The following is a 26,959-nucleotide window of genomic DNA, read 5'->3' on the forward strand; positions in this document are numbered from 1 at the left end:
GTTTCACTATATGGAACCGAGTTCCTGTATCGATGGTTAAAACTAAAACGCGGGGGAATAAGGGTCAAGCGTCAATTTTTGTCAGGGGAAATAGTGCGCAGTGAAATAAATGGGCAGGCGGCAAAGAGAAATGATTTTATAAGGGAGTTAAGAGAAATAGCAGAATGGATAACAGCTTCGCTGCGCGCAGGCAGCGAATAACAGCAAATAGAAATCAGCGAAAAAGCGTATTCAGGCTGGCATCCCTGCCAGAAAGATTACCCTACTCTTTTTCCACATCTTCATAGCGAACTTTGGCATCCTGCGCTTCCGCTTCAGACGTATGTTCGCTAATTAAGGTATTGGGCGATGGATGATCGGCGCGTAACTCCCATGAGGTTACGGTGCTGCCCGGCGGTCCCTTCTCAACGGTGACGACGCGAGCTTCGCGTGGATAAGGCGGTCTGGTCGGCATATTCAATCCCTCCTGGCTAATCGTATTCCACACGACGAGACGATTCCCGTCTGAGGATCAGTATAGCCAGGCTACGCAACCCAGACGGGAAAGCGGGAAAAATCTGAAGAAAAGGCGGAAATTAGCTGGCGCGCGCCAGCGACAGCGACTGAAGAATCTCGTCGATAACGCGTTCCGGCGTCTGCATGGCGTTGACTTCATGGTGGGCGGCGTCGCGATAGAGATGCGCGCGTTCGCGCAGAATATCGCCCATCTCTTCGGCGATGGGACGGCCGGTCAGCGTTGGGCGCTGCGCCGCTTCCGGCTGGCTCTCCAGCCGCTGCGCCAGAATATGTGATGGCGCGCTGAGCCAGATCACGCGCCCCTGTTCGCGCATAAAGCGACGATTGTGCTCCGCCAGCACCATGCCGCCGCCGGTAGCGATCACCGTGGCTGGCGCGGTAACCGCTTTCAGCGCCTCTGTTTCCCGCGCGCGAAAGCCTTCCCAGCCTTCATCGGCCACAATTTGCGCGACGCTGCGCTGGGTGCTGAGCTGCAGATGGTGATCGGTATCGCGAAAGGCATAGCCAAGCGCGCGCGATAGCGCCTCGCCCACGGTGGTTTTGCCGCAGCCGCGCGCGCCGATCAAATAAATGGGTAGAGACATCGGGCAGTTCCTCCGCCGTTACAGGCCGTATATCGCGGCGTATCGCTTAATAATGCGACGCATCATAACTGGAAACCGCTATAGCCTCCACCCGTGAAGCAAGAATTGCGCATCCTTTTCAGACTTTCACACCAATTTCATTAAATATTAACGGGTTAACCATGCGCATTTCGTGCAGATCGCGTCAGATCAAGCGGCGGCAACATTTGCTTACCTGGTGGATTTTACTTTGCCGCGTCGCGCCCCCATATACTTATTCCATCGCAACAGGAGAGCCATTATGTACAGTCAGGAACATCAGTTAATTGAGGGGCTGTTCAGCCGTCTGAAACAGGCCGAGAGCCAGACCGGACCGCGTGACGCGGCGGCGGAACAGCTGATTAAAGAGCATCTGCAACAGCAGCCCGGCGCGCCTTACTATATGGCGCAGGCGATCCTGATCCAGGAAGCGGCGATGAAGAAACTCAACGATCGCATCTCCGAGCTGGAGAATCGCCTGGCGCAACAGCAACAGCAGCCTCAACAGCAGAGCAGCGGCGGTTTTCTGTCGAGCCTGTTCGGCGGCGGATCGCGCCAGCAGGCGCCTGCGCAACAGCCACAGCAGCAGGCGTGGAACAACGCGCCGCAGCAGCCGCAGCAATATAACAACGCGCCAGCCGCGCCGGCGCGCGGTACCGGCTTTCTCGGCGGCGCGCTGCAAACCGCAGTGGGCGTCGCAGGCGGCGTGGTGATGGCGGATATGCTGACCAGCCTGTTCCACCACTCGCAGCCGGAAGAGATCGTCAACATTATCAACGAACCCGACGCGCCGCTGCCGCAGGTCGATGACAATCTCGACACCTTCAACAGCGGCGGCAGTGGCTTCCTCGACCAGAACAACGGCTGGGATAACAACTACGCGGATAATAACGACTTCAACGATCTCGGCAACGACAGCTTCGACGGCTTTAACGACGACGACGACAGCTTTGTCTGATTTCAGCGCTGGCGCTGCGTCAGCCAGCTGTCGAGCGCGTTAGCGAACTGCTGGCGGTCCCGCGGGCTCATCGCTGCGGGACCGCCCGTTTGCACGCCGCTGGCGCGCATGGTGTCCATAAAGTCGCGCATGGTTAGCTTTTCGCGAATGGTGGCGGGCGAATAGCGCTCGCCGCGCGGATTAAGCGCCGCGCCCCCTTTCTCCAGCACCTCAGCCGCCAGCGGAATATCGGCGGTAATCACCAGATCTCCGGGTTCCACGCGCTTCACGATCTCGTTATCTGCGACGTCGAATCCGGCTGGCACGCGCAGCGTTTTCAGCCAGGGCGATGGCGGCACGCGCAGCGACTGGTTGGCGACGAAGGTCACCTGCGTTTTGGTGCGATCCGCCGCGCGGTAAAGCACCTCTTTAATGACGTTGGGGCAGGCGTCGGCATCAACCCAGATAACCATATTCTTTCCTTACTCTTTGGGAATGATGGAGATCTTGCCGGTCTTCTCCAGAATGGCAAACTTTATTTGATCCAGCCGCTCCAGCCCCTGCGAGCTGCGCGCGCTCTGCAGAATGTCCTCTTCATCTACCCCGGCGCGCTTCGCCCGCTGGCGCAGCAGTTTGCCCTCTTCCACCAGGATCAGCGAGGAGCCGTCAATCAGCCGCTCCATGCGGGGAAAGCGCGTTTTCATCACGCCGAACAGAATATCAATGACGATCAGCGTGACGATGGTCAATCCGGCGCCCGTGACGGAAAAGTCATCGCCGAGCAGCGCCTGCTGGGTCGCCTCGCTGATAATCAGCAGCAAAATCAGGTCAAAAGAGGTCATCTCCATGAGGGTGCGCCGTCCAGCGATTTTAAACACCACCATCAACAGCAGATACATGCTGGCTGCGCGCAAAACCGTTTCCATATGGCTCTCCTAAGGATAGATAAACTGACTAAACCGTACGCTGGAGGCGTCGTCGAGCGTGACGGTAAGGTGATAGCGGCCGAAGTCCTGCGGCTGGGTGCCGATCCAGATAGTCGCCTCCTGCTGATCGGCGCGTCGGTGCCAGCGCAGCACCAGGCTATCGCCGGTGCTCCAGGCGTCGTCCGGCTGCGGCTGAAGGGTCTGCAGCTGAATATCGTCGAGCTGCGGACCGCGCAGCCTGATCTGATAAGCGTCGCCGCGCAGCTGCCTCAGACGCAGCGTCATATCCATGTTGCTTTCCCGTCGCCCGAAGCGTTCGTAATCGACACTCAGCCGCTTATCCGTGCTGGCGACGCTCTGGTTACTCAGCCAGCCTTTTGAAAACAGCCCTGCCGCCCCAGCGACAACAATTAGCAGCAGCAGCGCAAAACCTGCGTGCTGAATACGCCACTCGATACGTTGCCACGGCATATTCTCTTTAACCGGGTAGTGCCGGCTTTGATTTTCATTGTCGCCCATGCAGTGTTCTCCTTGCTGACTTGTTATTAATCCTGGCTGAAGTAAGCTAACGCGTTAAGATTTTCGAACTTTCTGAAGGATACGGCGATGCTGGAGAAGAAGATTGGGTTTATCGGCGGCGGCAATATGGCCAAAGCCATTATCGGCGGACTGGTGAAAAGCGGCCAGGTCGCGCCCTCGAATATCTGGGTATTTGATCGCAAAGCGGAGGCCAACGAGGCGCTGGCGCGCGAGTACGGCATTCAGGCCGCCGAGAGCGCCGAGGCGCTGGCGCGCGAAGTCGATATTCTGTTCGGCGCGGTCAAACCCAACGTCATCCTGAAAGTGCTGAAAGATCTGGCCAGCCAGCTGAAAAAAGAGGCGCTGGTGGTCTCTATCGCCGCGGGCGTGACGCTCGATTCGCTGGCGACGGTGCTTGGCCACGACCGCAAAATCGTGCGCGTCATGCCGAATACGCCGGCGCTGGTCAACGAAGGGATGACCTCGATAACGCCGAACGTGCTGGTCGAGCAGCCGGAAATTGACGAGGTGGTCACGATATTCGAGAGCTTCGGCAAAGCGGCGGTGGTCAGCGAATATCTGATCCATTCGGTAGTCGGCGTTAGCGGCTCGGCGCCCGCCTATGTCTTTATGTTCATCGAGGCGATGGCGGATGCCGCCGTGCTCGGCGGCATGCCGCGCGCCCAGGCCTATCAGTTCGCCGCCCAGGCGGTGAAGGGTTCGGCGCAGATGGTGCTGGAAACCGGCAAACATCCCGCCGAACTGAAAGATATGGTCTGCTCGCCCGGCGGCACTACCATCGAAGCGGTGAAAGTGCTGGAAGAGAAAGGCTTTCGCGCCGCCGTGATGGAGGCGATGCAGCAGTGTATGGCGAAGTCTGAAGCGCTGAGTAAGAAGTAACGCACAGGGCGGAGCGCCCGCTCCGCCCGCTTTCACTATCCCTGCCGGCTAGCCACCGTCGCCAGTGCCTGATCCATGGTCATCGGCTGCTGCATCTCCAGCACCAGCGCCGCCGTGAGCGTATACATGCCGCAAGAGAACGCCGCCGCCAGCTTGCCCTGCTGGCCGTAAAGCGCGATAAACTTTTTCTCCTCCAGCGAGCCGATCAGGCGATACTCGTCCCACTCCTCGGCATGACCAAGATACTCGTAGCGCGTGCCGAAGTGCGTGGTCCAGAAAAAGGGCACGCGGTCGTACATCATGCGCTTGTCCAGCATATTAAAGGCGGCGATGCGTCCCTGCTGATGAGCGACGCGATAGTGCTCGACGCGCAGCGGCCCCTGCGGCGTCAGATAGCTGGCGATATCTCCCGCCACCCAGACGTTTTGCGTCACGCGCAGCTGGCTGTCGGCGAGCAGGCTGCCATCCTCGCGCAGCGGCAGATCGTGAATAAACCCGGTAGCGGGCTGAATGCCGGTCGCCAGCAGCACCACGTCCGCCTTGATGCGACGGCCATCCTGCAGACGCAGCGCGGTAACGTGCTGCTCGCCCTCCAGCTCTGCCGGATCGCCATCAACAAAATGCACGCCGTTGCTGCCGTGCAGATCGCGGAAATAGCGGCCGATCTGCTCGCCGAACTGGCGCGCGAAAGGCAGCGGATGCCGCGCCACCACCGTGACCTCGACGTCGCGATTGCGCAGCGCCGACGCCATCTCCATGCCGATAAAGCTGTTGCCGACAATCACCAGTTGCTGGCTCTGGTCAACCTCTTTGAGCAGCGCATCCGCCTGCGCCAGCGAACGCAGCAGGTGTACGCCCGCCAGATCGCTGCCCGCTAAATCGGGACGCTGCGGCGCGCCGCCTGAGGCGATCAGCAATTTGTCGTAAAACAGCGAGTCGCCGTCGGCGAAGTGGATACGCTGCTCGCGCGTGTCGAGACGCGACACTTCGCCCTGAAGGCGATCGACGTGCTGCAAAATGTCCTCTTTTAGAATGCGCGGCACATCCTTGATATCCATCTTGCCGGAGGGGACGAATTTCGTCAGCGCCGTGCGGTCGTAGGGCGCCTCCGGCTCGCGTTCCACCAGCACCACCTTTCCCTTAAAGCCTTCCCGGCGCAGCGTCCAGATGGCGGCGCTGCCTGCCGCGCCGCCGCCGAGCACCGCATAAACCGGCGCATCGCCGCCGCTGCCGATGGGCGTCGCAGATGACATGGCTTTGGGATTGACCTGCACGATGCCGTTCTCGACGCGCAGCGGAAACTGTTTGAGATCGGCCAGCGCCAGCGGCTCGCACATATGGCCATCTTCCAGCGCAAACACCGCCTTATGCCAGGGGCAGACCAGCTTATCGCCGCAGATAGCGCCCTGCTCCAGCGGCGCGCCCGCATGCGGACAGGTGGCCTGATAAGCGCGCACCTTGTCTCCGTCGCGCACCAGCAGAATATCGGTATCGGCTATTTTCGTTTTAGTGGGCTGGCGATCGGGCAGATTCTTTAAGGCGATGACAGGCTGATAATTCATGACACGGCTCCTTCTTTGTCGTTATTCAACAATGCGCCCTGGGCGGACGCCGCTATTCCCCTACAAAAAGTAAGTGTGGCAAAGGAAAGCGGAAGGCAGAGTCTGAAAATAAAAAAAGTGGCTAACCCGTTGTTAAGGCGTCTATTTAAAGTTTTAGCAAGTGTAAATATTTAAAAAACGGAGCGGAAGAGGCGCGGAGGATATTACGGCCGCGCGGCGGCCGTAATAAACCGGATATCAGGCTTTTTTCAGACAGGAACTCATAAAGCTTTTACGCGCGTCGCCGCTAAGCTTTTTATCGCCCGCTGCGGTGTTGCAGCTTTTCATTTTTACCTGCTGCGGCGTCATGCTGGAGATATTGCTCTCTTTTTTCAGACACTCGCTCATAAAAGATTTACGCGCGTCGCCTTTCAGATTTTGCGTGCTGGCGTGCTGGTTGCACTGCGTCATTTTTTGCTGCTGCGCCGTTTTCTCGGCGGCCTGCGCCATGCTGACGCCGTTCATCAGCAAACCTGCCATCACGACTGCCGCTAAATGCAATTTCATGGTATGACTCCCTTGATGAATAATCCGTTAATTCTGGCACGAGAGAAACAGAGCGGTGGAAATTTGCGCAAATTTGCAGCGCCGATCGCACTGCTCCGCTATTAGCAATCAGACGCGCGGATGATTAAGTAATTTGTCCAGGTAGTTACGTAACAAAAGCGCATCTTCATTACTGCCGTCGGCGTCTGCATTATGCATCGCGTTGTCGATTCCGGCGGCGATAGCGCGCTGTTGTTCCGGCTCCATCTTGCGCAGCATCGCCGTTACGATAATTTCCAGCGCCTCAACCTGAGCGACCAGCTCTTTCGATTCTTCTTCTTTTGCCGCCAGTTTTACCAGTAATTCAGCGATAAGGTTCTTCATGCCCTTTTCCCATGGGGTAAATAAAAGCAGACGTTATCATTCGCCAAAATAAAAAAACAGCGCTTTTGCGCCGATTTTCCACGGCTCTTTATAACGCGTTTTATTAAAACAGGGCTTAAACGTTTTTTAAGGAGCGGGCGAAACGTTTTACTGCTAAATAAGCGAGACGTAACGCGTTTCAGCCCGGAATAAAGCGGAAATTAGACAGGATTAACGCGGGCCAGTAAAACCGTGACCGTGACCGCCCCAGCCGCCACCACCGCCACCACCGCCACCGCCGCCAGGACCTCCCCAGCCGCCGCCCGGGGGCGGGAAAATACAGCCGCTCAGCGCGGTCGCCAGCGCCACGACCGCGGCAAGTTTAACAATACGTACCATAACAACCTCAGGATGGATGAAATCGGGCTGAGTGTATGAGCGGCAAACCGGGGCGACAAGAGAGAATTCTCTGACTCAGGGCGGTATTAACCCTTGCATACCAGGCTTAACAATTTACTGGCACGAAAGCGACACAAAACCGGCATCCGGCCGTTTTACGGCGCAGAGCGCGTTAAAAAATTGCCCCTTTCTTTTAACCGTCGCTCTTTACAGCCTGCGGTAAACACTGCATTGTGAGCGCAATACAATTTAAGGACACCGCTATGTCAACGCCGCCGATTTCGTTGAGTCAGCTTCTTACCCGCCGCGACTGGGAGAACCCGGTCGTCACCAGTCTGCATCGCCTTGACGCCCATCCGCCTTTCGCCAGCTGGCGCAGCGAAGAGGCGGCGCGCGACGATCGGCCCTCTGCCGCGCAGCGCAGCCTGAACGGCACGTGGAACTTTAGCTACTTCAGCCGCCCTGAAGCGGTGCCGGAGGGGTGGCTGCAGCAGGATCTGCCCGACGCCGCCTCGTTGCCTGTGCCCGCTAACTGGCAGATGCACGGTTATGACGCGCCCATTTATACCAACGTCCAGTATCCGATCGCGGCGACACCGCCGTGCGTGCCGCAAGAGAACCCTACAGGTTGTTACTCGCTCACATTCAACCTTGACGACAGCTGGCCTGAAACCGGACAGACGCGCGTGATCTTCGACGGCGTCAGCTCCGCCTTTTATCTGTGGTGCAACGGCCGGTTTATCGGCTACTCCCAAGATAGTCGGCTGCCCGCCGAATTCGACCTCAGCGCGGCGCTGGTGCGCGGCGCGAATCGCCTGGCGGTGATGGTGCTGCGCTGGAGCGACGGCACCTGGCTGGAGGACCAGGATATGTGGCGCATGAGCGGCATTTTCCGCGACGTCTCGCTGCTGCATAAGCCGACGCCGCATCTGGCGGATGTCCAGCTGGAGACGCTGCTGAGCCCGGAATACCGCAGCGCAGATCTGGTGGCGCGGGTATGCGTCACCGCTCAGGACGCGGCGCTGCGTTTGCGGCTGACGCTGTGGCGAGAAGGCAAGCAGACGGGCGTCATCGAGCAGCCGCTCGGCAGCGCGATTATCGATGAGCGCGGCCACTATGGCGATCGCGCCGAACTGCGCCTGCGCGTTGACGCGCCTGTGCTATGGAGCGCCGAAACGCCGACGCTCTACCGCGCCACGCTGGCGCTGCTCGACGCGCAGGGCGAAACCATTGAGGTCGAGGCGTACGATGTGGGCTTTCGCCGCGTTGCTATCGAAAACGGCCTGCTCTGCCTGAACGGCCAGCCACTGCTGATACGCGGCGTAAACCGCCATGAACATCACGCGGAGAAAGGCCAGGTGGTGGATGAAGCGACGATGCGGCGCGACATCGAACTGATGAAGCAGCATAACTTCAACGCGGTGCGCTGTTCGCACTACCCTAACCATCCGCTCTGGTATCGACTGTGCGACCGCTACGGCCTCTACGTGGTCGACGAAGCCAATATCGAAACCCACGGCATGCAGCCGATGAGCCGCCTGGCAGAGGATCCCCGCTGGTTCGCCGCCTTTAGCGAACGCGTTACGCGCATGGTGCAGCGCGACCGCAACCACTGCAGCATTATTATCTGGTCGCTGGGCAACGAATCGGGGCACGGCAGCACGCACGACGCGCTCTATCGCTGGGTGAAAAGCGCCGATCCGACGCGCCCCGTGCAGTATGAAGGCGGCGGCGCCAACAGCGCGGCGACCGATATTCTCTGCCCGATGTACGCGCGCGTCGATGAAGATCAGCCCTTCCCCGCCGTGCCGAAATGGTCGCTGAAAAAGTGGATCGGCCTGCCGGGGGAAAACCGGCCGCTGATCCTGTGCGAGTATGCGCACGCCATGGGCAACAGCCTCGGCGGCTTTGCAAAATACTGGCAGGCGTTTCGTCAGTTTCCGCGCCTGCAGGGCGGCTTCGTCTGGGACTGGGTCGATCAGAGCCTGACGCGCTACGATGAAAACGGGCAGCCCTGGCAGGCCTACGGCGGCGACTTCGGCGACAAGCCTAACGACCGCCAGTTCTGCATGAACGGCCTGGTGTTCGCCGACCGCACGCCGCATCCGGCGCTGTTTGAAGCGCAGCGCGCGCAGCAGTTTTTCCACTTTACCCCGGACGCCGACGATCCCTTTAGCTTTACCGTCAGCAGCGACTACCTGTTTCGCCGCAGCGACAACGAGGTGCTGCGCTGGCGCGTTGAGCAGCAGGGCGAAGTGGTAACCCAGGGCGAAACCGCGCTGGATATCGCGCCTCAGGGAACGCAGCGCCTCTGCGTTCCGCCGATAGCGGATCTTACCGGCGAGTGCTGGCTAAACGTCGCCGTACATCAGCGCGCCGCCACCGCCTGGTCTGACGCCGACTGGCGCGTCGCCTGGCATCAGTGGCCGCTGCCCGCCGCGCTGGCGCTTCCGCCGCAGCCGAGTGCGGGCGAGCCGCCGACGCTCAGCGTGGAGGAGACGGTTATCGCCGTCACGCACCGCAACCAGCGCTGGCAGTTTAACCGCAGAAGCGGCGAGCTGACGCAGTGGCAGGTCGACGAGCAGGCGAGGCTGCTCTCTCCGCTGCAGGACTGCTTTATCCGCGCGCCGCTCGATAACGATATCGGCACCAGCGAAGCGGAGCGCGTCGATCCCAACGCCTGGTCGGAGCGCTGGAAAGCGGCCGGCTACGACGTCATGACCAGCCGCGTAGAGCGAACAGAGGCTTCGATGCTGTCGGACGCGGTGCAGATCAGCGTGCTGCACGGCTGGTACGCCCGAGGCCGGCTCGCCTTTCTCAGCCACAAACGCTACCGGTTCGACGCGCAGGGCGAAATGCATCTGGAGGTTGAGGTGGAACAGGCCGCCGACGCGCCCGCGCCGGCGCGCATCGGCCTGCGCTGTCAGTTCGCCGCCGCGCCGCAGCAGGTCGCCTGGCTGGGGCTGGGCCCCCATGAAAACTATCCGGACCGCCAGCTGGCGGCGCAGTTCTCGCGCTGGCAGCTGCCTCTCGACGCGCTGCATACCCCTTACATCTTTCCGAGCGAAAACGGCCTGCGCGGCGGCACGCGGCGGCTGGAGGCGGAAGACTGGCGCGTCAGCGGCGACTTCAGCTTCTCGCTGAGCCGCTACAGCCTTGAGCAGCTGCGCGACACGTCGCACCGCCATCTGCTGCGCGCGGAGCCGGGATGCTGGCTGCATCTCGACGCCGCACATATGGGCGTAGGCGGCGACGACTCCTGGAGCCCGAGCGTCAGCGCCGAGTTTCTGTTGACTCAGCGTCGCTGGCGCTATGCGCTGCGCTTTTCCCTTTCGGCTCCAGCACCGTACGCGGACGACGGTAAAAGCGCTTCAGCAGCAGCACGTTAACCAGCACCACCAGTGCAGTGGCGAAGAAGACCCAGCGGTAGCCGGTCAGCGCCGACACCGCCGCGCCGAGCAGCGGGCCGGCGACGTTGCCGAGATACATAAAGGACTGGTTGTAGCCAAAGATACGGCCGGTAATGTTGTCGCGCGAGTGGCGCACCAGCAGCGTCTGCACCGCCGGCATCATCGCGCCGTCGGCAAAGCCGAGCAGGAAGCGCAGCGCGCCGAGCTGGGTGGCGCTGGTGACGAAAGACATGGCGATCAGCAGCAGCAGCGACATCACCATGGTCGCCAGCAGAATCCGCTGGGTGCCGATACGGTCACCCAGCCTGCCCAGGCGCGGCGCGGCAATCAGCGCCGAGATGCCCGGCAGCGCGGCGATCACTCCGCTGAGAAAGGCGATGTTATCCGCGGTCGGCGCCAGTTCGCGGACGAACAGCGTCAGAATCGGGTTAACCGAGCCGTTGCACATCTGGATCACCATGGTGGTGACAAACAGGCAAAGCATGAGTCTGGGATTGTCGAGCGAAGCGAATACCTCGCGCCCGCTCAGCTTGTCCTTTTTACTCACCGGCGTATAGCCGGTCTCTTTAATCAGAAACAGCGTCACCAGGAAACTCACCAGCAGCAGCGCGGCGGTAACGATAAAGACCATGCGCAGGCCGACCCAGTCCGCCAGCAGTCCGCCGAGCATCGGCCCGAGGATCACCCCGCCGATCTGGCCGGTCGAGACGCAGCTCAGCGCCCAGCCGCTGCGGTCGCGCGGCACCTGCGCCGCTACCAGCGCCATCGCGTTAGGAATATAGCCCGAGGTCAGCCCCATCAGCGCGCGCAGCAGCAGTAATTGCCAGGCCTGGGTAACGAAGGCCTGCAGCAGGATCACCACGCCCATGCCGAACGCCGCGCGTAGCAGCATCAGCTTGCGTCCTTTGCGATCGGCGAGACTGCCCCACAGCGGCGCGACGGCGGCCGATATCACAAAGGTGATGCTGAAGGTGAGTCCTGACCAGAGGCTAAGCGCATCGCCGCCTTTGATGCCGAGCTGTTCGATATAGAGCGGCAGAAAAGGAATGATCTGACTGATGGCCAGGCCGGTAAAAAAACAGCCGAACCAGACCGAGATAAGATTGATTTTCCAGGGTTCAATTGTGCGTGGCATGAGCAAACGGGCGCTGACAGAGGGAGGTCACAGTCTATCAATGGCGCGCTGTCGCTGAGCGACAAATGATGGCACGAAAAGAAAAAAACCGTTTTTTGCTGCGTCAGCCCTTTTTCACTGCCGTATATAGGCTGTTAGCGCTTTTTTGCAGTGAATGTCGATGGCGCCGCTGGCTGAGTGTCAGCAGAGATGAAAAAATATGTCAGCCTGTTACTGACAAGTTAAGATGTCGGTTGTATGTTTAAAAAAACGCCAGTTTCTCTGGCGCAGGTGCGGCTTTCCGGCTGCGCTAACGCCTCCGCCACTTCCTGTCGCGGCGAGGTCCACAGTTACCCATCACGTTGACTATCACGCTGCGCTGCGCAGGTCGTGACAGACGCGCCGTCGCCTTAGCGGAGGTGAATATGAGAGTTCAAAACAGTGCCAGCCGTGCGATTGTGGACTATTTCAACAGCCCCGCCTGGAGCGCCCCGCAGGAGTCCGATCTGCTGGCGGTGATCCTGCGCGAGCTAATGGAAGCTGGCGAGCCCGCCACCAATAAAGCGGTGATCGCGCGGGTTATTGAGCGGCTGGAGGTGGAAGGCGACGCGCGCCGTCTGGAAAATTATCGTCAACTGCTGGCGCAGTTAATGGAAACCGGTTCGTCGGAATAAACAAAAAAATTCCCGCCGAAGCGGGAATAAACAAGACGAGCATTGCATATTGAGAGTGACGAGGAAATCTCTGTTATCCGCGATCTATCCTCGACTCCATTAATGACCAGCACATGACAATGCGACGCTTTTTTTATGACGCCTTAGCCGCAGTAGACCTGACTGATAACGTCGTTTTTGTCCGCCAGGAAGTTAAGACGGTGCAGATTAAAGTCCATCGTGACCGCGCTGTTCCAGTGAATGGCCCGCACCGGCGTCTCCAGACGCAGGCTGCTGGCGGCGCTAATCGGCTTGCCGACGTAGCTCTGATACTGCGAAGCGCCGCAGGTGTCGCTTGCCGCATCCGCGTCTGCTGCGGTGTTATCAGGTTTATTCGCTGACTGACAGGCGGTTAAGGCGAGCATGCCCAGCGCCAGCAGCGCTTTTCCATAATATTTCACGCTTTCTCCTCATGAACGTGGTGAACTCGCCCCAGAGAGTAGCAAAGGCGTGCGCCAGGCTTAACCCTCAGGCGCTAAAAAGATGGCCGCGAATAGCCTGTTTACGACGTTGCGCGCCGAACTTTTCAGATAAATCGCACTTACGGAACAAAACCTCTCCGCTGGAGCGCTAAAATTATTAAGACTTTTCTGAGGAGGATCGTATGGAACTGGCAATTTTCGTGGGCTTTGCCGTTCTGATGACCGCCGTGGCGGTCAAAGTGCGTTAAGCCCGAATTGGTTGAGATGTGGTTTCCAGAAGCGCAGTAAAGTCCGCCAGCGGCACGGGGCGTCCCAAAAAGTAGCCCTGCCCCTCTTCGCAGGAGAGCCGTTTTAGCTGGTCAAGCTGCGCTTCTGTCTCAATCCCTTCCGCCGTAATCGTCAGCGCAAAAGCGTGCGCCAGCGCGATAATGCCCGCTACCACCGACTCCGCCTGCTGTGACTCTGGAAAATCCTTCATCCAGGAGCGATCGATCTTCAGGCCGTTAAACGGAAAGGTCTTCAGATAACCCAGTGCCGCATAGCCGGTGCCGAAATCGTCTACCGTTAGCCTGACGCCGAGCGCGCGCAGCCCCTGCATCACTTCCAGCGCCTGCTGCGGATGCTCGAACGTTACGTTTTCCGTGATCTCCAGCTCCAGCCGCGTGGCGGGCAGCCCGCTGCTCGCCAGCGCGCGCGCGACGCGCTGCACCAAATCGTTGGTGCGAAACTCTACCGGCGAGATATTGACCGACACATAGCGATCCGCGCCCCAGGCGCGGGCGTCGCGGCAGGCGCGCGCCAGCACCCAGTCGCTGATGGCGACGATCAGGCCGTTCTCTTCCGCCAGCGGAATAAAGCGATCGGGCGTAATCGGCGGCCCCTCCTCGGGCTGCCAGCGAATCAGCGCCTCCGCTCCCGCCAGCCTGCCGCTTTGCAGCTGATAGCGCGGCTGATAATGCAGGCAAAACTCGTCGTTGAGCAACGCCTGCTCGATACGTTTCGCCATCTCGCGCTTATGCTCGCGCTGGCTGGCCATATTATTGGCGTACCAGACCCAGCGGTTGCGCCCCGCGGCGCGCGCTTCGTTCAGGGCGATATCCGCCATGCGCAGCAGCGCCTCGGGGTGGCTGGCGTCCTGCGGCGCGCAGGCGATGCCGATGCTGGCGGTGAGATAGTGCGCGTGCTGGCCGGTGTAGATCGGCTGCTGCACCTCTTGCAGCAGCCGGGCGCAGCGGTGCGCCACCACTTCGGCGTCGCCCTCCTGCAGCACCAGCACGAACTCGTCGCCGCCCAGCCGCGCCGCCAGCTCGTGCGCGTCGACGCCGCGCTGCAGCCGCTGCGCCAGCTGATTCAGCACCTGATCGCCCGCCGCGTGCCCCCAGTTATCGTTTAGCGGCCTGAACTGGTCGAGATCGAGGCTGACGATCGCCAGCGGCGACGCCAGCTGCGGCGGCTCCAGATGGCGCGTCAGGAACTCCTGCAGCTGAATGCGGTTGGCGAGTCCGGTCAATGCGTCGTGGCGCGACAGAAACTGAATGCGCGCCTCCGCCTCCATTCCCTGAGTAATATCCGACACCGTGCCGCGAAAGCCGGCGCGACGCCCCTCGTGCCAGATGGTTTTCGCCACCAGATGGCCGATGCGGCGTTCGCCCTGCGCGCTCATAAACTGGCAGCGCAGCGGCGCGGAGGAGCCGCTATCTTCCTGACGCATCAGCCAGGCCACCAGCGAGTGGCTGGAGTGCGTCAGCAGACGATCGATATGCTCGCCCGTCCAGTCGGCAATCTGGTGGCCTGTCAGGCGATGGAAGCGGGAAGAGAGATAGATCAGCCGTCCGTGCTCATCGGTTTCCCAGATCCAGTCTGAAGCCGCTTCAGCCAGATCGCGGAAGCGCGCTTCGCTGTTGGCCAGCTCCTGCTGACTCTGGGTCAGCATGGCGAAACGGCGATCGGATAGCAGGGCGTGATGCAGCGCGTGGCGACTGACGCGGCGCGTAATCCAGCCGGTGAGCAGCGCCACCGCCGCCAGGATCGGCAGCAGCAGCATCAGCAGGCGCGTGCCCGGCATTTTCGGCTGCCAGCGCAGCGCCATGCTCCCGCCGTCTATCGCCTTCAGCGCCATGGTCGGGCGCTGACGCGCGTCGTTTTCCGCCGCGCCGCGCGGCGCAAGGACGTCAAGCATTTTGCCCAGCGCCTCTAATTTGGCCGGCGTGAACAGATTGACGAAGACGAGCACCGAGGGAGCGCCCGGCCGCTCAGAGAGACCGGCCGCTTTGCCCCTTGAGATAGGTGCCGCCACGACAATGGCAGGTTGTCGCTCAATCACGACGTTGCGCGCCAGCGCCGCGTTCTGCAGCCCGCGCGCGTCGCGCAGCAGCGACGCGCTGTGCGCGCCGAGCCAGGCCTCTAGCGGCAGATCGGCGAGTTTTCCGTTAATCACCGCGTAGCGCGTGCGGCCCGCATTATCCACCACGAACACCCCTTCGTAGTGATACTCGTTGTAGAGATCCGGCCCGATATTCTCCTCATCCCACGCCCAGCGTTTGTTTAGCGTCAGATGCAGGTTGCGCCACGCCTCGCTCCAGAAGGCGTAGTCGCGCACGTCGGTCAGCATCGTCTCCTGCCGGGCGTCCCACGCCTGGCGCAGCCGCTGGCGATCGTGATCCGTCGCGTCGCGGTTCTGCCGCTGGGCGATGACGAGCACCATCAGCACGACGAGCAGCAGCACGCCGGAGAGCAGCAGCGAAAAGATGCGCAGGCTGCGGCGCGTGCTGCGCAGAGTGCGATCTTCAGCCGCCGGCGCAGAGCGGCGCGACGGCGATTCCGGTGTGTCAAAAGTCATCAAGGGCGCTCACAGCAAAGCGATAAAAGAGGCTCGGGCAACAGCGCGTCAGCAGCTGACGTCGCAGGCCCAAACAGGTTTAATCGGTTATCGGCGCGCGGCGTCGCGGTTTTAGCCTGAGCCGTCAATTTACTGCGTTAAGTTTGTACGCGCGCCTCCCTCGACAGGGATCGGGCGCGTTGCTACTATGCGCTTTCCTCCAGTGGCTGGGTTGCCTATGAACACCAATCCCGACAGAGTGACGTTGACGCTGTTCTACGTCGGCAGCTTTGTGGTCTATTACCTCGTGACGATGCTGATTACGCTGTTTCCCAACTACGGCGTGCTGCGTAACGACGGTCTTCTGGTGCCGGTGCTCTGCCTGTTTGAATTCGCCGTGATCTATCCGCTTTACCGCTTTTATTGCCAGCGCCGCAGCGATCTGCCGCTGGGCGAGCTGCGCATTCGTCAGACGCTGCTGTTTATCCTGGCGCTGTTGGCGCTGATGGCGGCCCAGACGCAGTTTTTGCAGCCTGAAGGCTGGCTGGTAGAGCAGGCGCAGCAGGGCCGCAATTCGATGCTGATCCTGCTGCTGACCGCCGTGCTGCTGGCGCCGGTGTTCGAAGAGGTGCTGTTTCGCGGCTTTCTGCTGCAGGGATTTCTGCTGTGGGCGCCGCGCAGCCGCTTCGCCTGCATGCTGCTGACGTCGCTGCTGTTCGCGGCGATGCATACTCAGTACGTGCACTGGGAAACCCTGGTGGCGCTGACGCTCTTTTCCCTGCTGCTCTGCTATGCGCGCCTGCGCAGCAACAGCCTGGCCTTGCCGATTTTCCTGCATACTTTCAACAACCTTATCGCCCTGCTGCCCGCCTGGTTTTTCTCCTGAGACGCAATACCGCTCAGGCTGATAATGCCGCGCCGTCACGTTTGTCTATACTGGATCGTAAAAAAGGAATCTAAGCATCACAGTCCGTACCAACGAGACCGTGTAAAGGAGTCGAGCCATGTTGATTGGATTTGTGTTGTTAGTGAGCGCCTGCGGCCATGATGCCTGCGATGCCCTGCCGGTGTCGGAGCGCATTTACCCGACCAAAGCAGCCTGTGAAACCATGGCGGATCGCATTCATAAAGTGCGGCCTGGCGTGGTCCTGCTGTGCGGCGAAGTGCATCGTTAATTAAGGCCGCTGAAGGATGTGAGGAAAAAAGAAGCGGTTTAAACGTTGCAGCCTGCGGCAACAGCGTTCAAAATATAAGCTGTTTTAACCTATTATCGTTGTGATCCCCATGAAAACACCACGCCCCCGTCGTCCGACTGGACGCTGGGTTTATTACATTTTGTATGACGGCATTATCTGGCCCTGCCCGGTGCGCTGGGAGTGGGAAAGCGGCTTCGGCGGCTGGCTGCCGTTTTACTATTCGCCGACCTTCGAGTTCGTCGCCGGCGATCCCGGCAAGGCGTATCGCATCGCCCGCAGCGACGTGCGCGCTAAGCGGCGCGAGCAGGAAGAGCGTGAGTATGTGTGACGCAGCTCAGCGGGAGACCCAGGGCAGCCAGGATGAGGTCAACAGAAAATGAATCAGCTCCAGCGCCAGCACGATCATCACTAATACGCCCAGCTTGTGGCGGCAAATCCACGCCTTCAGGCCCATATCATCGCCGCCCAGCGGATCAGCATCAACGCGCCGCAAATACAGAGCAGCACCAGCACCATTTTCCAGTGTCTTTTTGCCGGCAGATATTTCGCCACGCTTCTCCTCCTTCCGCAGAAAGAAAAGATGCGCCCCAGGGCGCATCCATTGCGGTTCATCAGAACCCGTGTCAGCCAGCATAGCGCGGTCGCCGATTGAGGGCGACCTGCTGGATCAATTATTCAGGGTATAATCAAGGGTGATCTCGGCGTTCAGCACCTGCGAGACCGGACAGCCCGCCTTCGCCTTCTGAATGATTTCGTCAAACGCCGCGCTGTCGATGCCCGGCAGGCTGATGGTGCTGTTCAGCGCCACTTTGGTGATGGCGAAGCCTTCGCCTTTTTTATCCAGCGAGACGTCAGCAGTGGTGTCGATGCTCTGCGGCTTATGGCCGGCATTGCCCAGCATCAGCGACAGCGCCATGGAGAAACAGGCGGCGTGCGCCGCGCCGATCAGCTCTTCCGGGTTGGTGCCCTTCTCGCCTTCGAAGCGGGTATTGAAACCGTAAGGCGTCTGGCTCAGCACGCCGCTTTCGGTGCTGATGGTGCCTTTGCCTTTGATATCGCCTTCCCAGTGCGCCGATCCTTTCTTGTGAATAGTCATTTCATTCCTCCTGTTGATGAAGAGTGAGTAAGTATAGACAAGCCTCAGCTAACGGCACGCGGACGCGGCGCGACGGCTGCATTAGTGAGCGCCGCGCCGGCATCCACCAACGCATCGCGCGTGATATCGGCGATCGATTTCGCGCCGGTCAGGGTCATCGCCACGCGCATCTCTTTTTCCACCAGCGAAAGCAGGTTTTCCACGCCGCGCTGGCCGTGCGTCGCCAGCGCATAAAGCCAGGCGCGTCCCAGCAGCACGCTGTCGGCGCCCAGCGCAATCATGCGCACCACATCCAGCCCGTTGCGAATGCCGCTGTCGGCAAGGATAGTGATATCGCCTTTCACCGCATCGGCGATAGCGGGCAGCGCGCGCGCCGAGGAGAGCACGCCGTCCAGCTGGCGGCCGCCGTGGTTCGACACCACAATGCCGTCCGCGCCAAAACGCACCGCATCGCGCGCGTCTTCAGGATCGAGGATCCCTTTGATCACCATCGGGCCGTCCCAGAATTCGCGGATCCACTCCAGATCGCGCCAGGAAATAGAGGGATCGAAGTTGTTCGCCAGCCAGCCGATATAATCCTCCAGTCCTGTCGGTTTGCCGAGATAGGTCGAAATATTGCCGAGATCGTGCGGACGGCCGTGCAGGCCGACGTCCCACGCCCACTGCGGATGCGTCGCCGCCTGCCAGTAGCGGCGCAGCGCGGCGTGCTGCCCGCTCATGCCGGAGTGCGCATCGCGATAGCGCGCGCCGGGCGTCGGCATATCCACGGTAAACACCAGCGTCGAGCAGCCGGCTGCTTTGGCGCGCTCCAGCGCGTTGCGCATAAAGCCGCGGTCGCGCAGCACGTAGAGCTGGAACCACATCGGACGGTTGATGGCGGGCGCCACCTCTTCGATCGGACAGACCGAGACCGTCGACAGGGTAAAAGGGATGCCTTTCAGCGCCGCGGCGCGCGCCGCCTGCACCTCGCCGCGACGCGCGTACATGCCGCAAAGCCCGACCGGCGCCAGCGCCACCGGCATCGCCAGGGTTTCGTTAAACAGGCGGGTCTCCAGGCTTAGGTCGGACATATTTTTCAGCACGCGCTGGCGCAGCGCCACGTCGGCCAAATCCTCGACGTTGCGCTGCAGCGTGCGCTCGTTATAGGCGCCACCGTCGATGTAGTGGAAAAGAAACGGCGGCAGAATACGCTGCGCGGCGGCGCGATAATCGGAAGCGGCAGAGATAATCACAGGTCAGTTTCCTTACGGTTAAAGAGCGTCATTGCCTGGCAGACGCGTGATGCGCGCCTGGCGCGCTTCGTCTTCATGCAGGCTTTTCAGGGTGGCGTGGACAAAGCCGAGATGATCCATCGCCGCCCGGCGCGCCGCCTCAGCCTCACCGGCGAGGATGGCGTCGAGCAGGCGCTGATGCTGTTCGGTGAGGCGGGCGAAAATCGGCGGCTGGCTGTACATGCGCTGTCGGCTTTGCAGCACCGAGGATTGCAGCAGCGCAAAGAAACCGCGCATGGTCTGCAGCAGCACCACATTGTGCGACGCTTCGGCGATAGCAAGGTGAAAGCGCACGTCGGCCTGCGCGGCGAGGTCGGGATCGTCGCTCTCTTTCAGCTTCAGCGTGGCGTCGAAGGCGAGCCGCAGCCGCTCCTTATCCGCCTCGGTGGCGCGCTGCGCCGCATACCAGGCGGTGCTCGCCTCGATGGCATGGCGCGCTTCGAGAATGTCGTAGCGATAGTCGGGATCGTCCTGCAGCAGCGCGCGCACCGGCGCGACGATGCGCTGTTCCGCCCAGGGCGCCAGCTGTTGACGCAGCCAGGTGCCGCCGCCGCGACGGCTGATCAGCAGGCCGCTGCTGATCAACTGTTGCAGCGCTTCGCGCAGCGACGATCGCGACACGCCCAGCTCAGCGGCAAGCTGGCGTTCCGCGGGCAGCCTCATGCCTGGCTCCAGCTTTTGCTGCTCGATATAGCGGCGCAGCCGCACCACAAGATGCTCTGCGGCCGTCGATGTCGATTCACTCATGGCGTTATTCCAAAGCGGCGCGCCCTTTTTGGTCGGACCAACGGCGCGCTGCGCGACAATAAGAGTCCAAATGGTTAATCTTTTGTTAACCTGAGACAACCTTTGCGGCGCTATTTTTCCGCTTCTGTGACTGATGCTAAAAAGCAGGCTTGAATTGGTAGGACCAACAGGGCGAATCGAGAAAAAGAGAGAGGCATAAAAAAAGCCTCCGGCTGGAGGCTTGGTTCAACTGAGACGATGACGTCAGGCGCTCTTCGCCCATTTCTGGGCCGTCATCATTTCCATCGCCAGCGCAAACAGCTGCTGCTGGTTCTGTTCCGCGCTTTCGGCGTAGCAGCCGATCATTGAGACAACCTTGTCAGCAGATAAGCTTTCACCGTGGACATGCAGCGTAAGCACTGCGCGGCCAACGATTTTCAGCACTTCTTCATGTGATCCCTGGGCAATATTACTCAATGGAGAACCCTCAAACTGTCGTTGTAATAGAAGTATGGCGCGCTAAATATAAAGCAATTGCGGTGATTATTTTATCGGCTGCACAGGTGACTTTATTTAATGATTAATTCTTTTGCTGGAGTGTAAAAAAGGGAATCATCTGATACCAAAAGAAATTAATTTGCTTATTCGCGTAGTTATAAAGTTTTCACTGGCCTTGAAACGCCACACGATATGCACAAACAGACTGACGCCGGGTAAAAGCATTAGAAGATAACATCCATTCTCACCGATCTTCGGGTTATTCCTAAACGCCCGTCGCGCGAAGCTATCATGCAGGTAACCCTTTTCGCAGGTTGCCGCGCGACGCACATTCTGCCAGACTTGCCGCGCTATTTTTCGACCACCTTTTGCCGCCGAGGCCGCCCGTGACCGCATTTACTACCCTTACCGATCTTCCCGCCAGCCAGATCGCCAATCTGGCCGACATGGGTTACACCGAGATGACCCCTGTTCAGGCCGCCACGCTGCCCGCTATCCTGGCGCGACGCGACGTGCGGGCGCAGGCCAAAACCGGCAGTGGCAAAACGGCGGCGTTCGGCATTGGCCTGCTGCAGCATATCGACAGCAGCCGCTACGTTACTCAGGCGCTGGTGCTCTGTCCAACGCGCGAGCTGGCTGATCAGGTCAGCAACGTGCTGCGTCAGCTGGCGCGCTTTACCCGCAATATTAAGATCCTCACCCTGTGCGGCGGCCAGCCCATCAGCGCGCAGCGCGACTCGCTGGCGCACGCGCCCCACATCGTGGTCGGCACGCCGGGCCGTATTCTCGATCACCTGAAACGCGAGACGCTAAAGCTCGATCAGCTCGACACGCTGGTGCTCGACGAGGCGGATCGCATGCTGGAGATGGGGTTCCGCGACGATATGGAAGCGGTGGCGGCGCTTACGCCCGCCAGTCGCCAGACGCTGCTCTTCTCCGCCACCTGGCCCGAGAGCATCGCCTCGCTCAGCGCGCGCTTTCAGCGCGACGCGCTGCATGTCGCCACTGAAGAGGTGAGCGAGCTGCCTGCGATCGAACAGGAATTTATCGAAGCGAGCCCGAGCGAAAAGCTGCCGCTGCTGCAGGCGCTGCTGGCGCAGCGTCAGCCAGCCTCGTGCGTGGTGTTCTGCAATACCAAACGCGAGTGCGACGATATCGCCGCCGCGCTCAACCAGCAAAACATCAGCGCGCTGGCGCTGCATGGCGATCTGGAGCAGCGCGATCGCGAACGCGTGCTGATCCGCTTCGCCAACGGCAGCGGACGCGTATTAGTGGCGACCGACGTGGCGGCGCGCGGCCTGGATATTAAAGCGCTGGCGATGGTGGTGAACTATCAGCTGGCGTGGGATCCCGAGGTGCATGTGCACCGCATCGGCCGCACCGGGCGCGCCGGCGAACAGGGCAGCGCGGTAAGCTTTGTCGCGGCGGACGAAATGGCGCGCGCCCACGCGCTGGAAGATTTTCTCCAGCAGCCGCTTCGCTGGCTGGCGGCAAGCGCGTTGAAAAAAGGCGCGCGCCAGCCGCTTCCGGCTGACATGATGACGCTCTGCATCGACGGCGGCCGTAAAGCGAAAATCCGTCCGGGAGATATTCTCGGCGCGCTGACCGGCGATGCGGGCTTCCGCGCCGACCAGATCGGCAAAATCGATATTACTCCTACTCACGCCTATGTCGCCGTGGCGGCGAGCGAAGCCAAAGCGGCGCTGGTCAGGCTGAAGCAGGGAAAAATGAAGGGTAAGAGCGTGCGGGCGATTCTGCTGCAGGACTAAGCGTCACGCTGAAACGGCGCGGCGTTAACCCGCCCGCGCCAAATATCATGACACTGAAAAGCCGTTCTGGCGCTTATGGCTCGTCGATCTGCGTAACGTGCAGCACCGTTTTCTCGCCTTTGCCGTGTACGCGGCCGCTGACGCGCACCTGCTCGTCCGCTTTATAGGTTTTGCCGTCGAAGGTTTTCTCCGGCGCGATAATGGTGATGGTGCCGGTGCTGTCGCGGAACTGGTAGTTATCGCCCTGCAGCTTCTTCAGAATATAGCCTTCAAGCGTGACGTAACCGTCCTGACGAAAATCGCGGATCTGGTTGATGTGGGTCTGGCCGGTATCCTCTGAACCTTTATAACCTGCATCCTGTTTTTTCTGCGGCGGCGGCGTCGCGCCCGCTTCAAAACCGCCCTTCTCAGCCAGCGCTGGCAGACTCAAAACGGCCAACAGCGTAAACGTCATGACTTTTTTCATGGTGCGCTCCTTTAGTGAAATTTTTCCGTTGTTACCCTCTAAGCCTGGCACAAGAATCGCTAACTGCCCGCGCGATCAAATTTGCGCGCTCGCCTCTCACTTTTTAGCCAACCGTGCCGATAACGCTCTTATCATTCACTTTCGCCGCGTCACAGGCGGCAGCAAGGCAGAGCAACGATGGATAATTTTCAAAAAGAGATAGATGAAAGAGCGAATCTGGCGTTATCGAACCGCTTTGAACTGCTGCTGTTCCGTCTCGGCACCGATCAGGCCAAAGGTAAATCGGAGCTGTTCGGCATTAACGTCTTCAAGCTGCGCGAAATTGTGCCGATGCAGCCCATCACCCGCGCGGCCGGCATGCGCTCGCCGCTGCTGGGCATGACTAATATTCGCGGCCAGTTTATCCCGGTAATCGATCTGCCGGCGGTAGCGGGCTGCACGCCGGAAACCGGCCTGAACCTGCTGCTGGTCACCGAGTATGCGCGCAACACCCAGGCCTTCGCCGTGGAGTCGGTAGATAACATCGTGCGCCTCGACTGGAGCCAGGTGCATACCGCCGAGAAAGGGATTGGCGGCCGCAATATCACCAGCATCGCCTGCCTCGACGATGAAAAGGGCAGCAACAGCCTGGCGATGGTGCTCGACGTCGAGCAGATCCTCTATGACGTTATCCCTTCGGTGCGCGGCGTCGAGCCGGCGCCGGAAAACGTGCGCAACTTTAATCTTAAGCCGGGCGCGGTCGCCATCGTGGCGGAAGATTCGAAAGTGGCGCGTCAACTGCTGGAGCAGGGTCTGAAAAGCATGGGCATTCCCGCGCTGATGCACAACACCGGGCTTGAAGCCTGGCTGAAAATTAAAGAGATGAACGAAGCGGCGCAGGCGGCGGGCGAGTCGATCCACGACAAAATCGCGCTGGTGCTGACCGACCTCGAAATGCCGGAGATGGACGGCTTTACCCTGACGCGCAATATCAAGCGCGAAGAGTCGCTGAAGCGCATTCCGGTGGTGATCCACTCCTCGCTCTCCGGCAGCGCCAACGAAGATCACGTGCGCAAAGTCGGTGCCGACGGCTACGTCGCCAAATTTGAAATCAACGAACTCTCCACCGTGATCCACAGCGTGCTGGAAAAAGCGCCCTGATGCGCACTCAACACGCGACGCTACGTCGCGTGTTCCCTTTCTGCTGCCCTTTCATCGCCTCTCCTGCCGCTTTCTCCTTCTCGCCTTGCTGCCCTGCCCGTTTACGCGCTGACCGCCGTTATTCAACTGCTTAGCCAGGTTAATCTGATCGCACATCGCCGCTGGAGCGCCGCCTTTGCGGCTTATGGTTGCGGTTCAACGCCCCCTTTACGCCGTTCAGGCAGGCAGAAACCGCCTGGAAAAAATTAAAGTCAAAACAAAAACATCCGATAACCTGTGCGCCAGCTCTCATTTTTAACCGCTATTGGGCGGCCTGGGCTGGTCACGCACAGGCGTTAAAAAACTTAACTATTGCAGCAGCAACATTCGATGTAATCGCGGGAGAACAGAGATGTGGAGTTTAAAAAATATGAAGGTCGGCGCCCGGCTTGGCGTCGCCTTCGGCATTGTCGTGGTGCTGATGGTGATCATCGGCGTCACTACCGTCAGCAAAATTCAAAGCATTAACAGCGGCATTTCCGCTATCGTCGACGACCGCTATGTCAAAGTGCGCCTCGCCTTCGACGTGCGCGACGGCGTAAACGATCAGATTAAATACCTGCGCGGCCTGGTAATTGATACCGCCCATCCCGACAGAAACATCAAGCGCTATGGCCAGCTGGATGAAGCGACCCAGCGCACCAATACCGCGATGAACCGCATCGCCGCCATTCAGGTCACCGCCGTCGGCAAAAAGAAAATTCAGGGACTGATTGAATCTGGCCAGCAGTTTGAAAACGCGAAAAACGCGCTGATTGCGCTGGTCAAAGCCGGCGATTTTGAAGGCGCGGGTGTCTATGCGCTAAAAACCATGACGCCAAGCCAGAACGCCTTTCTTGAGGGCGCCGTGAAGTTCGCCAACTCGCAGGATTCGCAGCTGCGCAATGAAGGCCAAACCATCGTCAGCGCCGCCAGCACGGCGATTATGATTACGCTGGTGTGCGCCGCGCTGGCGATTATCGCCTCGATCCTGCTGGGCATCTACCTGACCCGCTCAATTGTACGTCCGTTGACAGAAGCGGTCGGCGTCGCCGAACGCGTCGCCGCCGGCGATCTGAGCTCGAAAATCACCATCGACAGCCGCGACGAAACTGGTGTGCTGATGCGCGCGCTGCAGCAGATGAACGACAACCTGCTGAGCATTGTGACCGAAGTGCGCACTGGCTCCGACACCATCGCCGTCGCTTCGAATCAAATCTCCAGCGGCAACCTCGATCTCTCCACCCGCACCGAGCAGCAGGCCAGCTCGCTGGAGGAGACCGCTTCGGCGATGGAGCAGATGACCTCTACCGTGAAGCACAACGCCGACAACGCGCGCGAAGCCAACCAGCTGGTGGCGAGCACCTCCGCGGTCGCGCGCGAAGGCGGCGTGGTGATGGAACAGGTGATTGAGAAGATGGAGGCGATAGCGCTCTCGTCGAAGAAAATTGTCGATATCATCAGCGTCATCGATTCCATCGCCTTCCAGACCAACATCCTGTCGCTCAACGCCGCCGTCGAAGCGGCACGTGCGGGCGAACAGGGACGCGGATTTGCGGTGGTGGCGAGCGAGGTGCGCAATCTGGCGCAGCGCTCGGCGTCAGCGGCGAAAGAGATCAAACTGCTGATTGAAGATTCGGTGGCTAAAGTAGAGGAAGGCAGCAAGCTGGTTTCCCATGCCGGCTCAACCATCGGCGAGGTGGTCAATAGCGTGAAGAGCGTGGCCGGCATTATGAGTGAAATCACTATTGCCAGCAGCGAGCAGAGCACCGGCATCAGCGAGATCAATATGGCGATTACCCAGATGGAAGCGGTAACGCAGCAGAACGCCGCGCTGGTGCAGGAAGCCTCCGCCGCGTCGCAGGCGCTGCAGGATCAGGCAGAGCGCATGGCGCAGGCGATGAGCGTGTTTAAAACCGGCGCGCTGCGTCCGGCGCAGTAAGCCGTTCAGCATTGGGCGACCCGAAAGGGCCGCCCGATGCGATTAGCGCGAATAAACCACAGAAACGTCAAACCTGGTCGTGTGTAGCGGATGAAGCACATCCATTAAAATGCACGCGCCTTATACAGGGCGTAAAGGCAGTAGTAAGCCGCAAAGCTGTTGAAATTCATAATAATATATTTCAGCTTTTCATTGCGGTTCAGCAGAATAAAAATCCCTTTCGAATATTTGCCGCGCTTGATCTCGTTAATTTCGCGCGAGATTTCATTGTGCGTAAAGGAGTCGTGGTACATCGACGTCACAATCTGCATATCCAGCGCCAGCACCCGTTTCGACACCCCTTTAAGGAAGTAGTCGAGATCGCGATGCGTATATTTATTCATAATGGTGTCGTAAAGCCCGGTCAGAAACTGCTTGCGCTCCTTGAGCTCGTTGTACTGCACGCGCTTTTTTGACAGCGAATCCATCACGTTTTCATAGTGATAGGCGGCGCTGTCAATCACCAGACAGTTGCTGATATTGTAGAAATATTTGAGATTGAACAGCAGATCCTCGCTCATGGAGATGCCCTCGAGGAAATAGAGATTGTTCACCTCAATCACCCGTCGGCTGTAGCACTTGTTGTGCAGATAGCCGATATTGTCGCTCATCTCCAGCTCGCCCAGTAGATAAGGCATCTCCTGCGCCGCAAAATAGCCATATTTGCGAATGCTGCCGATACGGTCGTCCACGAGGTTGCCGACAATTAAATCCACCGGCCGGCCGTGGCTGTTATCCAGCGACTGCTGAAAGCTGGCGAGGAAAGACTCTTCCACCCAGTCGTCAGCGTCGAGGAAAATAATAAAATCCCCTTGCGCCTGCTTCAGCGCGCGATTGCGCGCCGCGCTGACGCCGCCATTCGGCTGATTGATAACGCGGATCGTCGGCTGATAGCTAAACTCCTCCAGCAGCGCGGCGGTGCCGTCGGTGCTGCCGTCATTAACCACGATCACTTCATAATCATCGCAGGTTTGCTGCAGCACACTGATCAAGGTTCTTCTCAATGTTTTTTGCGCATTCCACGCGGGAATAATAATGCTGAACTTTGGTGCTGGAATCATTTTTCATTCCT

General features: G+C 59.7%; 28 protein-coding genes and 1 pseudogene. 10 read left to right on the forward strand and 19 right to left on the reverse strand.

Annotated features, from left to right (window positions below):
- Positions 1-262: 262 nt before the first annotated feature.
- Both JS46_RS15270 and aroL read right to left on the reverse strand, forming a co-directional pair.
- Positions 263-454 (reverse strand): YaiA family protein, encoded by a 192-nt coding sequence (locus JS46_RS15270; RefSeq protein WP_033752762.1) that lies wholly within the window; start codon positions 452-454, stop codon positions 263-265.
- A 121-nt stretch (positions 455-575) separates the two neighbouring features.
- The gene (aroL, locus tag JS46_RS15275; protein ID WP_033752763.1) at positions 576-1,100 is read right to left on the reverse strand and encodes a shikimate kinase AroL; all 525 of its coding nucleotides are present in this window, start codon (positions 1,098-1,100) and stop codon (positions 576-578) included.
- A gap of 280 nt (positions 1,101-1,380) precedes the next feature.
- Here aroL and JS46_RS15280 point away from each other — a divergent pair, with 280 nt between their 5' ends.
- Positions 1,381-2,076 carry a DUF2076 domain-containing protein gene (locus JS46_RS15280; RefSeq protein ID WP_033752764.1) on the forward strand — a complete coding sequence of 232 codons (696 nt, stop codon included), beginning with the start codon at positions 1,381-1,383 and terminating at the stop codon, positions 2,074-2,076.
- Between the two features lie 2 nt (positions 2,077-2,078).
- On the opposite strand, the gene JS46_RS15285 is transcribed toward JS46_RS15280, so the two are convergent.
- The 3 genes from JS46_RS15285 to JS46_RS15295 are packed head-to-tail and all read right to left on the reverse strand — an operon-like array spanning position 2,079 to position 3,500.
- On the reverse strand, positions 2,079-2,528 hold the full coding sequence (locus tag JS46_RS15285; RefSeq protein WP_033752765.1) for a YaiI/YqxD family protein: 450 nt from the start codon (positions 2,526-2,528) through the stop codon (positions 2,079-2,081).
- Positions 2,529-2,537: 9 nt separating this feature from the next.
- A complete protein-coding gene (locus JS46_RS15290; RefSeq protein ID WP_033752766.1) occupies positions 2,538-2,981 on the reverse strand; it encodes a DUF421 domain-containing protein in 444 nt (147 codons plus the stop codon).
- 9 nt (positions 2,982-2,990) lie between these two features.
- A complete protein-coding gene (locus tag JS46_RS15295) occupies positions 2,991-3,500 on the reverse strand; it encodes a hypothetical protein (RefSeq protein WP_033752767.1) in 510 nt (169 codons plus the stop codon).
- Between the two features lie 87 nt (positions 3,501-3,587).
- Here JS46_RS15295 and proC point away from each other — a divergent pair, with 87 nt between their 5' ends.
- Positions 3,588-4,400 carry a pyrroline-5-carboxylate reductase gene (gene proC, locus JS46_RS15300; RefSeq protein ID WP_033752768.1) on the forward strand — a complete coding sequence of 271 codons (813 nt, stop codon included), beginning with the start codon at positions 3,588-3,590 and terminating at the stop codon, positions 4,398-4,400.
- A gap of 35 nt (positions 4,401-4,435) precedes the next feature.
- Here the strand turns inward: proC and JS46_RS15305 are convergent, their stop codons facing one another.
- The 4 genes from JS46_RS15305 to JS46_RS24470 form a co-directional block, all read right to left on the reverse strand.
- Entirely contained in the window at positions 4,436-5,962 is a 1,527-nt protein-coding gene (locus JS46_RS15305) for an FAD-dependent oxidoreductase (protein WP_033752769.1), read from the reverse strand.
- A gap of 237 nt (positions 5,963-6,199) precedes the next feature.
- Complete coding sequence (locus JS46_RS15310) at positions 6,200-6,508, reverse strand: PsiF family protein (RefSeq protein ID WP_033752770.1); 309 nt, start codon at positions 6,506-6,508, stop codon at positions 6,200-6,202.
- Between the two features lie 108 nt (positions 6,509-6,616).
- Positions 6,617-6,871 carry an anti-adapter protein IraP gene (iraP, locus tag JS46_RS15315; protein ID WP_033752771.1) on the reverse strand — a complete coding sequence of 85 codons (255 nt, stop codon included), beginning with the start codon at positions 6,869-6,871 and terminating at the stop codon, positions 6,617-6,619.
- A gap of 210 nt (positions 6,872-7,081) precedes the next feature.
- Positions 7,082-7,249, reverse strand: a complete 168-nt coding sequence (locus JS46_RS24470; protein WP_200879040.1) for a hypothetical protein — start codon at positions 7,247-7,249, stop codon at positions 7,082-7,084.
- 263 nt (positions 7,250-7,512) lie between these two features.
- Between JS46_RS24470 and JS46_RS15320 the strand changes: the two genes are divergently transcribed.
- Entirely contained in the window at positions 7,513-10,638 is a 3,126-nt protein-coding gene (locus JS46_RS15320) for a beta-galactosidase (RefSeq protein WP_033752772.1), read from the forward strand.
- Here JS46_RS15320 and JS46_RS23515 read toward each other — a convergent pair.
- Positions 10,523-11,794, reverse strand: a complete 1,272-nt coding sequence (locus JS46_RS23515; RefSeq protein ID WP_072010448.1) for a multidrug efflux MFS transporter — start codon at positions 11,792-11,794, stop codon at positions 10,523-10,525. The genes JS46_RS15320 and JS46_RS23515 overlap by 116 nt on opposite strands.
- A gap of 404 nt (positions 11,795-12,198) precedes the next feature.
- Between JS46_RS23515 and JS46_RS15330 the strand changes: the two genes are divergently transcribed.
- Positions 12,199-12,447, forward strand: a complete 249-nt coding sequence (locus JS46_RS15330; protein WP_033752774.1) for a biofilm development regulator YmgB/AriR family protein — start codon at positions 12,199-12,201, stop codon at positions 12,445-12,447.
- 143 nt (positions 12,448-12,590) lie between these two features.
- Here the strand turns inward: JS46_RS15330 and JS46_RS15335 are convergent, their stop codons facing one another.
- Positions 12,591-12,887, reverse strand: coding sequence for an I78 family peptidase inhibitor (locus JS46_RS15335; RefSeq protein ID WP_033752775.1), 297 nt, complete (start codon positions 12,885-12,887; stop codon positions 12,591-12,593).
- A 265-nt stretch (positions 12,888-13,152) separates the two neighbouring features.
- Positions 13,153-15,747 (reverse strand): EAL domain-containing protein, encoded by a 2,595-nt coding sequence (locus tag JS46_RS15340; protein WP_033752776.1) that lies wholly within the window; start codon positions 15,745-15,747, stop codon positions 13,153-13,155.
- Between the two features lie 217 nt (positions 15,748-15,964).
- Here JS46_RS15340 and JS46_RS15345 point away from each other — a divergent pair, with 217 nt between their 5' ends.
- The 3 genes from JS46_RS15345 to JS46_RS15350 all read left to right on the forward strand — a co-directional run bounded on the left by JS46_RS15345 (position 15,965) and on the right by JS46_RS15350 (position 17,250).
- Positions 15,965-16,612, forward strand: coding sequence for a CPBP family intramembrane glutamic endopeptidase (locus JS46_RS15345; RefSeq protein WP_033752777.1), 648 nt, complete (start codon positions 15,965-15,967; stop codon positions 16,610-16,612).
- A 118-nt stretch (positions 16,613-16,730) separates the two neighbouring features.
- Entirely contained in the window at positions 16,731-16,901 is a 171-nt protein-coding gene (locus tag JS46_RS24475) for a hypothetical protein (protein WP_094078501.1), read from the forward strand.
- Positions 16,902-17,010: 109 nt separating this feature from the next.
- The gene (locus JS46_RS15350) at positions 17,011-17,250 is read left to right on the forward strand and encodes a hypothetical protein (RefSeq protein ID WP_033752778.1); all 240 of its coding nucleotides are present in this window, start codon (positions 17,011-17,013) and stop codon (positions 17,248-17,250) included.
- 116 nt (positions 17,251-17,366) lie between these two features.
- Here JS46_RS15350 and yniD read toward each other — a convergent pair whose 3' ends face one another.
- The 5 genes and pseudogenes from yniD to JS46_RS15370 all read right to left on the reverse strand — a co-directional run bounded on the left by yniD (position 17,367) and on the right by JS46_RS15370 (position 20,492).
- Positions 17,367-17,474: a small membrane protein YniD gene (yniD, locus tag JS46_RS24635; protein WP_096072666.1), complete on the reverse strand. Its 108-nt coding sequence runs from the start codon at positions 17,472-17,474 to the stop codon at positions 17,367-17,369.
- A gap of 115 nt (positions 17,475-17,589) precedes the next feature.
- Positions 17,590-18,018, reverse strand: coding sequence for an OsmC family protein (locus JS46_RS15355; RefSeq protein WP_033752779.1), 429 nt, complete (start codon positions 18,016-18,018; stop codon positions 17,590-17,592).
- Positions 18,019-18,062: 44 nt separating this feature from the next.
- Positions 18,063-19,250, reverse strand: a complete 1,188-nt coding sequence (lldD, locus tag JS46_RS15360; RefSeq protein WP_033752780.1) for an FMN-dependent L-lactate dehydrogenase LldD — start codon at positions 19,248-19,250, stop codon at positions 18,063-18,065.
- Positions 19,247-20,036: pseudogene (lldR, locus tag JS46_RS15365) on the reverse strand (transcriptional regulator LldR). Before lldR ends, lldD begins: the two are co-directional and overlap by 4 nt.
- A gap of 243 nt (positions 20,037-20,279) precedes the next feature.
- Positions 20,280-20,492: a hypothetical protein gene (locus tag JS46_RS15370; protein ID WP_033752782.1), complete on the reverse strand. Its 213-nt coding sequence runs from the start codon at positions 20,490-20,492 to the stop codon at positions 20,280-20,282.
- Positions 20,493-20,899: 407 nt separating this feature from the next.
- Between JS46_RS15370 and dbpA the strand changes: the two genes are divergently transcribed.
- On the forward strand, positions 20,900-22,282 hold the full coding sequence (gene dbpA, locus JS46_RS15375) for an ATP-dependent RNA helicase DbpA (protein WP_033752783.1): 1,383 nt from the start codon (positions 20,900-20,902) through the stop codon (positions 22,280-22,282).
- A gap of 73 nt (positions 22,283-22,355) precedes the next feature.
- Here the strand turns inward: dbpA and JS46_RS15380 are convergent, their stop codons facing one another.
- Positions 22,356-22,748 carry a YgiW/YdeI family stress tolerance OB fold protein gene (locus tag JS46_RS15380; protein WP_033752784.1) on the reverse strand — a complete coding sequence of 131 codons (393 nt, stop codon included), beginning with the start codon at positions 22,746-22,748 and terminating at the stop codon, positions 22,356-22,358.
- 177 nt (positions 22,749-22,925) lie between these two features.
- Between JS46_RS15380 and JS46_RS15385 the strand changes: the two genes are divergently transcribed.
- Positions 22,926-23,888, forward strand: a complete 963-nt coding sequence (locus JS46_RS15385) for a chemotaxis protein (RefSeq protein WP_033752785.1) — start codon at positions 22,926-22,928, stop codon at positions 23,886-23,888.
- 391 nt (positions 23,889-24,279) lie between these two features.
- Positions 24,280-25,848 carry a methyl-accepting chemotaxis protein gene (locus JS46_RS15390; RefSeq protein WP_033752786.1) on the forward strand — a complete coding sequence of 523 codons (1,569 nt, stop codon included), beginning with the start codon at positions 24,280-24,282 and terminating at the stop codon, positions 25,846-25,848.
- A 104-nt stretch (positions 25,849-25,952) separates the two neighbouring features.
- Here JS46_RS15390 and JS46_RS15395 read toward each other — a convergent pair whose 3' ends face one another.
- On the reverse strand, positions 25,953-26,948 hold the full coding sequence (locus tag JS46_RS15395; protein ID WP_033752787.1) for a glycosyltransferase family 2 protein: 996 nt from the start codon (positions 26,946-26,948) through the stop codon (positions 25,953-25,955).
- Positions 26,949-26,959: the final 11 nt, after the last annotated feature.

Source organism: Pantoea sp. NGS-ED-1003 (genome assembly GCF_000738765.1).
In the GTDB taxonomy this organism is placed as follows: domain Bacteria; phylum Pseudomonadota; class Gammaproteobacteria; order Enterobacterales; family Enterobacteriaceae; genus Pantoea; species Pantoea septica.

Coding starts and splice junctions, on each gene's coding strand:
- proC (WP_033752768.1), top strand. CDS start 3,588: ATGCTGGAGAAGAAGATTGGGTTTATCGGCGGCGGCAATATGGCCAAA.
- JS46_RS15340 (WP_033752776.1), bottom strand. CDS start 15,747: ATGACTTTTGACACACCGGAATCGCCGTCGCGCCGCTCTGCGCCGGCG.
- JS46_RS15390 (WP_033752786.1), top strand. CDS start 24,280: ATGTGGAGTTTAAAAAATATGAAGGTCGGCGCCCGGCTTGGCGTCGCC.
- JS46_RS15330 (WP_033752774.1), top strand. CDS start 12,199: ATGAGAGTTCAAAACAGTGCCAGCCGTGCGATTGTGGACTATTTCAAC.
- JS46_RS15285 (WP_033752765.1), bottom strand. CDS start 2,528: ATGGTTATCTGGGTTGATGCCGACGCCTGCCCCAACGTCATTAAAGAG.
- JS46_RS15395 (WP_033752787.1), bottom strand. CDS start 26,948: ATGATTCCAGCACCAAAGTTCAGCATTATTATTCCCGCGTGGAATGCG.
- JS46_RS15345 (WP_033752777.1), top strand. CDS start 15,965: ATGAACACCAATCCCGACAGAGTGACGTTGACGCTGTTCTACGTCGGC.
- JS46_RS24475 (WP_094078501.1), top strand. CDS start 16,731: ATGTTGATTGGATTTGTGTTGTTAGTGAGCGCCTGCGGCCATGATGCC.
- JS46_RS15305 (WP_033752769.1), bottom strand. CDS start 5,962: ATGAATTATCAGCCTGTCATCGCCTTAAAGAATCTGCCCGATCGCCAG.
- iraP (WP_033752771.1), bottom strand. CDS start 6,871: ATGAAGAACCTTATCGCTGAATTACTGGTAAAACTGGCGGCAAAAGAA.
- JS46_RS15380 (WP_033752784.1), bottom strand. CDS start 22,748: ATGAAAAAAGTCATGACGTTTACGCTGTTGGCCGTTTTGAGTCTGCCA.
- JS46_RS15355 (WP_033752779.1), bottom strand. CDS start 18,018: ATGACTATTCACAAGAAAGGATCGGCGCACTGGGAAGGCGATATCAAA.
- JS46_RS15295 (WP_033752767.1), bottom strand. CDS start 3,500: ATGGGCGACAATGAAAATCAAAGCCGGCACTACCCGGTTAAAGAGAAT.
- JS46_RS15320 (WP_033752772.1), top strand. CDS start 7,513: ATGTCAACGCCGCCGATTTCGTTGAGTCAGCTTCTTACCCGCCGCGAC.
- JS46_RS15310 (WP_033752770.1), bottom strand. CDS start 6,508: ATGAAATTGCATTTAGCGGCAGTCGTGATGGCAGGTTTGCTGATGAAC.
- JS46_RS23515 (WP_072010448.1), bottom strand. CDS start 11,794: ATGCCACGCACAATTGAACCCTGGAAAATCAATCTTATCTCGGTCTGG.
- JS46_RS15270 (WP_033752762.1), bottom strand. CDS start 454: ATGCCGACCAGACCGCCTTATCCACGCGAAGCTCGCGTCGTCACCGTT.
- JS46_RS15385 (WP_033752785.1), top strand. CDS start 22,926: ATGGATAATTTTCAAAAAGAGATAGATGAAAGAGCGAATCTGGCGTTA.
- JS46_RS15350 (WP_033752778.1), top strand. CDS start 17,011: ATGAAAACACCACGCCCCCGTCGTCCGACTGGACGCTGGGTTTATTAC.
- JS46_RS15290 (WP_033752766.1), bottom strand. CDS start 2,981: ATGGAAACGGTTTTGCGCGCAGCCAGCATGTATCTGCTGTTGATGGTG.
- JS46_RS15280 (WP_033752764.1), top strand. CDS start 1,381: ATGTACAGTCAGGAACATCAGTTAATTGAGGGGCTGTTCAGCCGTCTG.
- aroL (WP_033752763.1), bottom strand. CDS start 1,100: ATGTCTCTACCCATTTATTTGATCGGCGCGCGCGGCTGCGGCAAAACC.
- JS46_RS24470 (WP_200879040.1), bottom strand. CDS start 7,249: ATGGTACGTATTGTTAAACTTGCCGCGGTCGTGGCGCTGGCGACCGCG.